9 protein-coding genes are annotated in these 9311 nt (G+C 65.4%); 6 read left to right on the forward strand and 3 right to left on the reverse strand.

The genetic code is table 11. The annotated features are described in order from the left end of the window. On the reverse strand, positions 1-234 hold a 234-nt coding region (locus C4301_RS08120), incomplete at its 3' end, for a VIT1/CCC1 transporter family protein (protein WP_503012412.1). Positions 235-791: 557 nt separating this feature from the next. On the opposite strand from C4301_RS08120, the gene glpK reads away from it, so the two are divergent. From glpK to C4301_RS08135, 3 genes are all read left to right on the forward strand, one after another. Then, positions 792-2294, forward strand: a complete 1503-nt coding sequence (gene glpK / locus C4301_RS08125) for a glycerol kinase GlpK (RefSeq protein ID WP_352414594.1) — start codon at positions 792-794, stop codon at positions 2292-2294. Position 2295: 1 nt separating this feature from the next. Next, positions 2296-3819, forward strand: coding sequence for an FAD-dependent oxidoreductase (locus C4301_RS08130; RefSeq protein WP_352414595.1), 1524 nt, complete (start codon positions 2296-2298; stop codon positions 3817-3819). Between the two features lie 73 nt (positions 3820-3892). Further along, a complete protein-coding gene (locus C4301_RS08135; RefSeq protein ID WP_352414596.1) occupies positions 3893-5323 on the forward strand; it encodes an NAD-dependent succinate-semialdehyde dehydrogenase in 1431 nt (476 codons plus the stop codon). Positions 5324-5335: 12 nt separating this feature from the next. Here C4301_RS08135 and C4301_RS08140 read toward each other — a convergent pair whose 3' ends face one another. Further along, on the reverse strand, positions 5336-6271 hold the full coding sequence (locus tag C4301_RS08140; RefSeq protein WP_352414597.1) for an NAD(P)/FAD-dependent oxidoreductase: 936 nt from the start codon (positions 6269-6271) through the stop codon (positions 5336-5338). Next, on the reverse strand, positions 6241-6591 hold the full coding sequence (locus C4301_RS08145) for an FAD-dependent oxidoreductase (RefSeq protein WP_352414598.1): 351 nt from the start codon (positions 6589-6591) through the stop codon (positions 6241-6243). The genes C4301_RS08140 and C4301_RS08145 overlap by 31 nt, the downstream gene beginning before the upstream one ends. Positions 6592-6797: 206 nt before the next feature. Here C4301_RS08145 and C4301_RS08150 point away from each other — a divergent pair, with 206 nt between their 5' ends. The 3 genes from C4301_RS08150 to C4301_RS08160 form a co-directional block, all read left to right on the forward strand. After that, entirely contained in the window at positions 6798-7049 is a 252-nt protein-coding gene (locus C4301_RS08150; protein ID WP_352414599.1) for a transposase, read from the forward strand. An 806-nt stretch (positions 7050-7855) separates the two neighbouring features. Continuing rightward, entirely contained in the window at positions 7856-8446 is a 591-nt protein-coding gene (locus tag C4301_RS08155; RefSeq protein ID WP_352414600.1) for a GNAT family N-acetyltransferase, read from the forward strand. 421 nt (positions 8447-8867) lie between these two features. Then, positions 8868-9311, forward strand: a 444-nt coding sequence (locus tag C4301_RS08160) for an AfsR/SARP family transcriptional regulator (protein WP_352414601.1), incomplete at its 3' end; no start/stop codon positions are given.

Here is a 9311-nt window from a genome sequence, read left to right on the forward strand (position 1 = left end):
CGGGCTGCCCCGTCCGGAGATCACCCCGTCGTCGGAGAGGGCCTCGGCCAGGCCCATGCTGATCCCCGCCCCCAACGAGGCCGCAAGCCCCACAAAAAAAGCGTCGTGTGGGCTGCCGGTCAGGGTCGCGGTAGCAAAGAGCGGGGCCAGGGTGGAAACCGAACCGTCCATCAAGCCCAAAAGGGCAGGTTGAACGATCTGCAGGACAATCTTGCGCTCATCAAAGTAGCCCATACTACAGTAATAGTAACTACTTGCATTATTGGTGTCAAGCTCAAACCATCCCGGGTGCCACGTTCCAGATATGGAAAACCTGGAAGGACCCCCCTTGAAGAGGCGGGGCAGGATGGCCCCTGTACCTGGACAGCCACATCTGACTACGAATCTGGCGGCGCAAGCCCCTGGCTTTTCGGGGATAAGCCGCCCGGTTCTATGGTTTGGTCTTTTGGGGCAGGGGTTCGGACCCAACCCCACTAGAGGAGCCGCAGGCCACCTTTTTGGTCTTCACGCTCCACGCAAGCTGCTTCGCGAAGCGAACAACGAGAGGCGTGCATACGGTGGCCGTCGGCGCAGACGGTTGTACGGGCGCCGGTCAGCCCGGAACCGGGCTAAGCAGGTGTGCGAAGCAATGGGTGCGGGTGGACCAGACCTTCCGCTTCGAGCCGCCGCTCTAGGCGGCTTTCCCGCAAGGAGAAAATGCAGGTCCTCCGTTTAACGGAGGGCTTTCGTTTAACGAACTGGTTTTGAGAAAAGAGGGCCTCTGGTAGGCTGGATTGAGGAGGTTGACACATATGGCCAAGTACCTTCTTGCCCTGGACCAAGGCACCACCTCGAGCCGGGCCATCCTCTTCACCCTGGAAGGCGGTCTGGTGGCCATGGCCCAGCGGGAGTTCCGGCAGATCTACCCGGCCCCGGGCCTGGTGGAGCACGACCCTTTGGAGATCTGGCAGACCCAGCTTCAGACGGCCCAGGAGGTGCTGGCCCGGGCTGGGGTGGCCCCTGGGCAGGTGGTGGCCTTGGGGATTACGAACCAGCGGGAGACCACCTTGGTGTGGGAAAGGGCAACGGGAAAGCCCCTCTACAATGCGATTGTCTGGCAGGACCGGAGGACGGCGCCCCTTTGCGATGAGCTTAAGGCGAGGGGGCTGGAGGCTCTTTTCCGGGAGCGGACGGGGCTTGTTCTAGACCCCTACTTCTCCGCCACCAAGCTCCTATGGCTTTTGGAGAACGTCCCGGGGCTCCGGGAGAAGGCGGAAAGGGGAGAGGTCTGCTTCGGCACCGTGGACACCTGGCTCATCTACAACCTCACCGGGGGGAAGGTCCACGCCACCGATCCCACGAACGCCAGCCGCACCCTCCTTTTCAACCTGCACACGTTGGCCTGGGACGAGGAGCTCCTCGAGCTTTTAGACCTTCCCAAGGCCCTCCTCCCCGAGGTCTACCCCTCGGACGGGGGGTTTGGAGAGGCCCTTCCCGGGCTCCTGGGGGCCCCGATCCCCATCCGCGGGGTTCTCGGGGACCAGCAGGCTGCCCTCTTCGGCCAGGCGGCCTTGGAGGCGGGGCAGGGAAAGTGCACCTACGGAACGGGGGCCTTCTTGCTCTTGAACACGGGCCAAAGGCCCGTACCCCCCGGGAAGGGGCTTCTCACCACCGTGGCCTGGCGCCTGGGGGATCGGGCCACCTACGCCCTCGAGGGCAGCATCTTCATCGCCGGAGCGGCGGTCCAGTGGCTTAAGGACCTGGGTCTTATCCGGGAAAGCCGGGAGGTGGAGGCCCTGGCCCGGGAGGCGGAGGACTCGGGGGGGGTCTACCTGGTCCCGGCCTTTACCGGCCTCGGCTCCCCTCACTGGGATCCGTACGCCCGAGGGGCCATCTTCGGCCTCACCCGGGGGACGACGAGGGCCCATCTGGCCCGGGCGGCCTTGGAGGGGGTGGCCTTCCAGGTGCGGGATGCCTTCGTGGCCATGGAGGCCGCCGCTCGAGGCGAGGGGGGCTCAGCCCTCAGGGAGCTGCGGGTGGACGGGGGGATGGCGCAAAGCGACCTTTTCTTGCAGATCCAGGCGGACCTTCTCGGAGTGCCGGTTCTGAGGCCAAAGGTCACGGAGACCACCGCCTTGGGGGCGGCCCTCATGGCGGGGGTGGGGGCGGGGGTCTTGGCCTTGGAGGAGGTGAAGGCCTCCTGGCGGGAGTCGGCCCGCTTTGTCCCCTCCCTTGCCCAAGCTGACCGGGAGGCCCTCTACCGGGGCTGGCAGAAGGCGGTGGCGCGGGCCATGGGCTGGGCCAAGGAGGGGTGAGGTGGAGCGAAAAGCCCTCTGGGAGCGCCTGGGCCGGGAGTCCTGGGACCTCCTCATCCTGGGGGGCGGGGCCACGGGGGCAGGGGTTTTGTGGGAGGCCGCTTTGCGCGGCCTGAAGGCGGCTTTGGTGGAGGCCAAGGACTTCGCAAGCGGGACGAGCTCGAGGAGCACCAAACTCCTCCACGGGGGGGTGCGTTACCTGGAGCTCGCCCTGAAGCGGCTGGACCGAAGGCAGCTTAAGCTGGTGGTGGACGCCCTCGGCGAGCGGAAGGTGGTCATGGGCCTTGCCCCCCATCTCGCCCACCCCCTTCCCCTCCTTACTCCACTCTTTCGAGGGTGGGAGATCCCCTACTACTGGACGGGCCTCAAGCTCTACGACCTCCTGGCCGGGCGGCAGCGCCTGGGCTGGAGCCGGTACCTGCCGCCTAAAGAAGTGGAAAGGCTCTTCCCTGACCTCCCTAGGACCCTGGGGGGTATCCTCTACCTGGATGGACAGTTTCACGACCACCGCCTGAACCTGGCCCTGGTCCTCTCCGCCCTCAAACGGGGGGCGGTCGCCCTCAACTACGCCGAGGCCAAGGGGTTTCTCCTGAAGGAAGGAAGGGTGCAAGGGGCGGTGGTGCAGGACCGCCTCACGGGCAAGGAGGTGGAGGTTCAGGCCAAGGCGGTGGTGAACGCCACGGGGCCTTTGGCGGACGGGGTGCGGAGGCTCCTTGACCCCCACCTCCCCCCCCTCCTCACCGCCTCCAGCGGGGCCCACCTGGTCTTGGACTACCCCCTTGAGGCGGGCCTCCTCCTCCCCAAGACCCGGGACGGCCGGGTGCTCTTCCTCCTGCCCTACGGGGGGAAGGCCCTTCTGGGGACCACCGACTTGCCGTCAGAGCCAGGCCTCTGCCCCCTCCCCCGAAAGGAGGAGGTGGAATACCTCCTGGAGGAGGTTCGGCCCTACCTCGGGGACCTTTCGGGGAAGGTGCGGGCGGCCTGGTCGGGGCTCAGGCCCCTTGTGGGCAAGGGGGAGACCCGGCTCCTCGTGCGGGATCACCTAATCCTGGAGGAACGGGGCCTCTATACCCTGACTGGGGGGAAGTGGACCACCTTCCGCCTCATGGCCCTGGACCTCTTAGAGCGCCTGGCCCATGACCTGGGCTTGAGGCTTCCCCCTTCCCTTTCCCACGCCACGCCCCTTCTCGGGGCTGGGCCCAGGCCCCCCTTGCCCGAGGGCCTGGGGAGGCTTTACACCACCTATGGCACCCTGGCCCCGGAGGTCCTGGCCCTGGGGGCAGCCCCCCTCCTGGGCCTTCCCTACCTGGAGGGGGAGGTGGTCTGGGCGGTCCGGGAGGAGCTCGCCCAAAAACCCCTGGACGTCCTGGTCCGGAGGATGGGTCTGGCCCTTCTGGACCAGAAGGCAGCGGAGGAGGCCTTGCCCCGGGTGGTGGCCCTCATGGCCCCCCTTTTGGGCTGGAGCGAGGCCGAGGCCCAAGCCGAGCTGGAAAGGGCCAAGCAGGGCCTCGGGGCCTTGTGCTAGGTTTCGGCCACGGGTTCTTCCCCCAGGGGGGCGCTTTGGCCACCCGCCCGGTATCATAAAAGGGGAGGAAGGCATGCAAAAAAGCCTGGATGCACCCAAGGAGGCCCTCATCGGCGGTACCTGGCGCCCCCTTGAACGGCGTTTTCCCGTAGTATCCCCCGCCACCCTGGAGGTGGTGGCGGAGGTGGCGGACGCCGGTCCCCAGGAGGCGGAGGAGGCCTTGGAGGAGGCGGTCCGGGCCCAGAGGGACTGGGCCCGGGCCACAGCCTACGAGCGTTCCGGGGTCCTTAGGCGCTGGTTTGAGCTCATCCTCCGGCACGAGGAGGCTTTGGCCCGCCTGATGGCCTTGGAGATGGGAAAGCCCCTCAAGGAGGGGCGGGCCGAGGTGCGCTACGCCGCGGGGTTCGTCGAGTGGTACGCGGAGGAGGCCAAGAGGGTTCACGGGGAGATCGTCCCCTCCCAGTTCCCCCACAAGCGGCTCCTGGTTCGCTACGAGCCCGTGGGGCCCGTCTACGGGATCACCCCCTGGAACTTCCCCGCAGCCATGGTCACCCGGAAGGTGGCCCCCGCCCTTGCCGCCGGGTGCAGCTTTGTTTTGAAGCCCGCGGAAGAGAGCCCCCTGACCGCCCTTTACCTGGCTTGGCTTTTCCTGGAGGCGGGAGGACCCCCTGGGGTCTTCCAGGTCCTTCCCACCTCCGACCCTGTGGCGGTTTCCCGCCCCTTTTTGGAGGACGAACGGATCCGCAAACTCACCTTTACGGGCAGCACAGAGGTGGGGCTCAGGCTGTACCAGGAGGCGGCCAAGACCCTTAAGCGGGTCTCCTTGGAGCTTGGGGGTGGGGCCCCGGTTCTGGTCTTCGCCGACGCCGACCTCGGCCGGGCGGTGGAGGAGACCCTACGGGCCAAGTTCCGCAACGCCGGGGAGTCCTGTGTGGCGGCAAACCGGATCTTCGTGGAGGCCCCCATCGCCGAGACCTTTGCCCAGGCTTACGCCGAACGGGCAAAGGCCCTAAGGGTGGGGGACCCCCTCTCGGAGGAGACGGATATCGGCCCCCTGGTGAACGAACAGGCCCTGAGGAAGGTCCAGTCCCACGTGGAGGACGCGCTTTCCCGAGGAGCCACCCTGGTGGCGGGGGGGGAGGCCACGGGGCTTTTCTTCACCCCCACGGTGCTTTTAGGCGTCAAGCCGGACAGCCTTCTCTTCCGAGAGGAGACCTTTGGCCCGGTGGCGCCCCTTTCGGTCTTTCAGGGAGAGGAGGAGGCGTTGCGCTACGCCAACGCGTTTCCGGTGGGGCTTGCGGCCTATGTCTTCACCCGGGACCTCTCCCGGGCCTTCCGGGTGGCGGAGGCCTTGGAGTACGGGATCGTGGGGGTGAACGACGGCGTGCCCTCCACGCCCCAGGCCCCCTTCGGGGGGGTGAAGCGCTCCGGGCTTGGCCGGGAAGGGGGGAGGTGGGGGCTTCAGGAGTACCTCGAGGTCAAGTACATCTCCATGGGGCTCTGAGCCGGGGCCCACTCATCCGCTGGGGCGATGGGGTTGGGCCTGGTTGCTCCTTTCAGAGGTCTCGCACCCCCATGAAACCCGGACTCCGGGTTCCCGGAAGAAGTAGGTGTACGCCCAGTTCATAAGGACGAGGAGCCGATTGCGAAAGCCGATGAGTTCCCGCACATGGACCAGGGCCCAAAGAAGCCACGCGGGAAACCCGGCAAAGGCAAGGCGGCCAAGCTCCGCCACCGCCTTGCCCCGGCCGATCACCGCAAGCTGCCCCCGGTCCCGGTGGTGGAAAGGCAAGGGTGCTTCCCCTTTAAGCGCCCTAAGGAGGTTTTGGGCTGCCGAGGTTCCCTCTTGGATGGCCACTGGGCCCACCATGGGAAGGCCCAACCCGTTTGCGTCCCCCACCACATAGACCTCGGTCTGTCCTTCGAGGCGGAGAAAGGGGTCTGTAGGCACCCGGCCGCTGATATCCGTGGGGAGCCCAGGCAGGGGGTTTCCCTTCACACCCACGGCCCAGATGATGAGGTCTTTCGGGATGAGGGTTCCGTTTTTCAACACCACCCCTTCCTTTTCGACCCGGGTCACCTGGGCCCCGAGATCCACCCGCACCCCTAGCCCTTTAAGCGCCTTCAGGGCGTAGGTGGAAAGATCTGGCTGGAAGGCGGTAAGAAGCCTTGGCCCAGCCTCCAGGAGGTGTACCTCCGCACCCTTTACCTCACGGAAGTCCCGGGTGAGGACAAACCGCAAGAACTCGGCCAAGGCACCCGAAACCTCCACCCCGGTGGGCCCACCCCCTACGACCAGAATGCTAAGGGGTCTTTGCTCCCAGGCTGCTCGCTCCAAGGCGTTGAGGGGCCGATGCCGGATTTTCAGGGCATCCTCGAGGCTCTTAAGAAAAAGGGTGTGGTGCCCTACCCCAGGGATGCCTAGATCATGGGGGCGGCTTCCCGTGGCCACAAGGAGGTAACGATAGGGCAGGGCTTCCAGGGGCCCCCGGCCTCGTCTTCCAGAAGGAGCCTTCTCGCTTTTAGGTCCACCCCCCTCGCCCGGGCCAACCGGAAACGCCCCTTCCGGAGAAGGGGCCGTAAGGGGTAGGCGATGGCCGGGGCCTCGAGGAAGCCCGTGGCTACCTGATACAGAAGAGGTTGGAAGAGGTGATGGTTCCGTGCATCCACCAGCAGATAGGGGAGCCCCGCCCGGTCCAGGGTCTTGGCTGCTGCCAACCCGGCAAATCCGCCGCCCACGATCACGATGCCCTCTTCAATGCGAGTCGCCATGCGTCCCCAAAGCTCATGTGAAAATGGCCTTCTGGCAGGCCCAGCGCGGAAAAGGTTTAAATCATCAGCGCAGCCATAACAAACTCTTAACTATAAGACATCAAGCACGTACAGATTGGATGAAATCGAATGGGAGGGCACACCTCATCTGGAGGGTGTAATCTTTCTTGTGTTGGGTTTTATGTAAAAAAGGGGGAGCTGGACCGATGGGCCTTCTTGCAAGAGCACGGCGGTCGAAGGGCGGCCACTACGCTCGTAAGCTGGAGACCGCCCTTGGCGAAGTCAAGCTGCGGATTCCCCGAGACCGGAAAGGGAAAGTCTCGGACCGCAGGGTGGCGGAGCTCGTGGGGCTTTGGTTCGGGTACCGCTACAGCCACGAGACGATCCGCAACCTGACCAAGCGGGTGCAAGAGGAGGTGGAAGCCTTCCGCCACAGGCCCCTGCCCCGGCGGCCCTAAAAACCTACGCTTCGCGTGAGCGCCCTCCACCTGGACGCCCTCTTCCACAAGCTGTCGTACCCCGGCAAGGGCATGGTGAAGCAAGCCCTCTATGCCGCTTTGGGTCTGGCCGAGGACGGCAGGCGCATCCTCCTAGGAAATGTACGGGCTTCGCCCGTGACCTGGCTCTACCCTACTGAAGGGGCCGTCGTCTGGGAGGAGCTTTTAAAGGGGCTCGGGTCCTTGTCGAAGCGCTCCTCTTCATCACCCACGGCCTTTCGAGGATCGCTCAGCCGCGAGGCGGCTAGCATTTCTAGAGGCGATCCATCGGGTCTACCCCCAGGCCGGGTGGCCGTACTCAATCCTGCACAAACTCAGGGCCACCCAGGCCCAGCGCCGGGGCGCCTCCGCCATACTTGCCGATCTCAAAGGGGTCTACCGGGTACCCCATCGAGCCGAGGCAAGGTGCGGGACCACAAGTTTCCCAAGCCCGAGGCCATCTACAAGCTCGTTTACCTGGCTCACGCGCTTGGCGCGTAGCATTCCGGCTGAGCGAAGGGAAAGGAGGTGGGATCGGAAGCGGCCGGGTTTTGCCGACGTTCAAGAGGAGATCAACGCCCTTTCCAACGCGCGGTACCCCGTGACACAGACTTCGACACAAAAACTTGACGCTCTCGACAAATGCGCCTTTGCGCTCGAGGAGCGGCAACGCAGAAGGCGGCGAAGAAGGAGGTTTCACCCGCTGCCACCGTGGCATGACCCAGGCCGCTTTTACAGACAATTAGGGACTTGATTGGCCCAAGAGGCGAACCATAGGATGATGCGATATGCAATTGGTATCCTTTTACCCCGTACTACTGGAAGGTGACCGTTTGCTCCTTCGAGAATTTCAACCCAGTGACTTAGTGGATGTTCACCTCTATGCGGGCGACCCATTCGTGACGCGGTACATGACTTGGGGTCCCAACACGTCCGAGGAGACACGAGCTTTCCTCGAGCAGGTGATGCAGCTGGCTCGCGAGGAACCCAGGATGACGTATGAGCTGGCTGTGACGCTGCGGGACACGGGCGAACTAATCGGAGGTGCCGGCCTGCGTGTGCACAGTGTGGAGCACCGTAACGGTGACATCGGCTACATCCTGCGTAGGGACTGCTGGGGGCGGGGCTACGCCACCGAGGCCGCACGCCTGCTGCTTCACTTCGGGTTCGACAGGCTAGGGCTACACCGTATCTGGGCCACGTGCGATCCCGAGAACATCGCCTCGATTCGCGTGCTGCAGAAGATCGGCATGCAGTGGGAGGGAAGGATCCGGCACCAGCACCTGGTCCGGGGTCGCTGGCGCGACTCGGAACTGTACGCGATCCTTGAGGATGAGTGGCGCGGCATGACCGCTCTTAACGCCTGTCAGCGCCGGTGAGAAACTTACCCAGGATCGCCGACTAAGAATTATCGGCGTGATTGAAGTACAAGCTGTCCCGCGGAACAAGGGATGCTGACGCCGCCTTCGAACCGGCTCCGCCATCATGGTTAGGCGGCGTCTGCTGAAGGGATGCGGGGAGGAGGGCAGCCGTGGTGGGTCATGGGCCTCAAGGTCGGAGAATTGTCTGGTCGGCCCCCTCCTTGCGGATCGCCTGCATGGACCCGGCGAGCGTCGGTGGCCCGGACAAAGGCCCTACGCCGAAGTACAAGCTTGCTGGCTGGCTGTGGCCCGACTCCGGCGAGACCGCCGCGCGCAACAACATGCGCCAGCTCCTGCACCGCTTGCGGATGGCCGTGGGAGGAATCGTGCTGGGGGAAGGCCAGCTCGAGCTCACGCCCGAGGCCGAGGTGGATGTTCAGTGCCTTTCGCACCTGCAAAACCTTTCCCTCGAGCTTCTGCGCCAGGATGCGCCCTGCTGGAGGTCTACGACTACGACGACTGTCCCGACTTCGAGGAGTGGCTCGAGGGTACCCGGGCGGGGCTCGACGCGCTCCGCTCGCACACGGCCCAGGGCGATGCCGAGCGGCTGGAGAAGATGGGCGAGCCCAGGCGGGCTCTGGAGTACGCCCAGTTCCGCCTCCGGCTCGAGCCCTGCTCCGAGGAGGCCCACCGCCAGGTAATCCGCCTGCACTACCTCGCCGGCGACCGCGGGGCCGCCCTGGCTGCCTTTGAGGAGTGCAAGCGCGTGCTGCGCGGCGAGCTGGGTGCCGAGCCCCTGCCGGAGACCCTGGAGCTCGTGCGGCTGGTCAGGCGCGGCACCGAGCTGCCGGGTGCCGCCCCCAGGCCGCGGCCGGCGGTGCTC

This window comes from Thermus sp., from assembly GCF_040290245.1.
Taxonomy (GTDB): Bacteria; Deinococcota; Deinococci; order Deinococcales; family Thermaceae; genus Thermus_A.

What these genes read in the sequence shown, in the direction of transcription:
- glpK (WP_352414594.1), top strand. Translation starts at nt 792, where the DNA reads ATGGCCAAGTACCTTCTTGCCCTGGACCAAGGCACCACCTCGAGCCGG.
- C4301_RS08135 (WP_352414596.1), top strand. Translation starts at nt 3,893, where the DNA reads ATGCAAAAAAGCCTGGATGCACCCAAGGAGGCCCTCATCGGCGGTACC.
- C4301_RS08145 (WP_352414598.1), bottom strand. Translation starts at nt 6,591, where the DNA reads ATGGCGACTCGCATTGAAGAGGGCATCGTGATCGTGGGCGGCGGATTT.
- C4301_RS08150 (WP_352414599.1), top strand. Translation starts at nt 6,798, where the DNA reads ATGGGCCTTCTTGCAAGAGCACGGCGGTCGAAGGGCGGCCACTACGCT.
- C4301_RS08155 (WP_352414600.1), top strand. Translation starts at nt 7,856, where the DNA reads ATGCAATTGGTATCCTTTTACCCCGTACTACTGGAAGGTGACCGTTTG.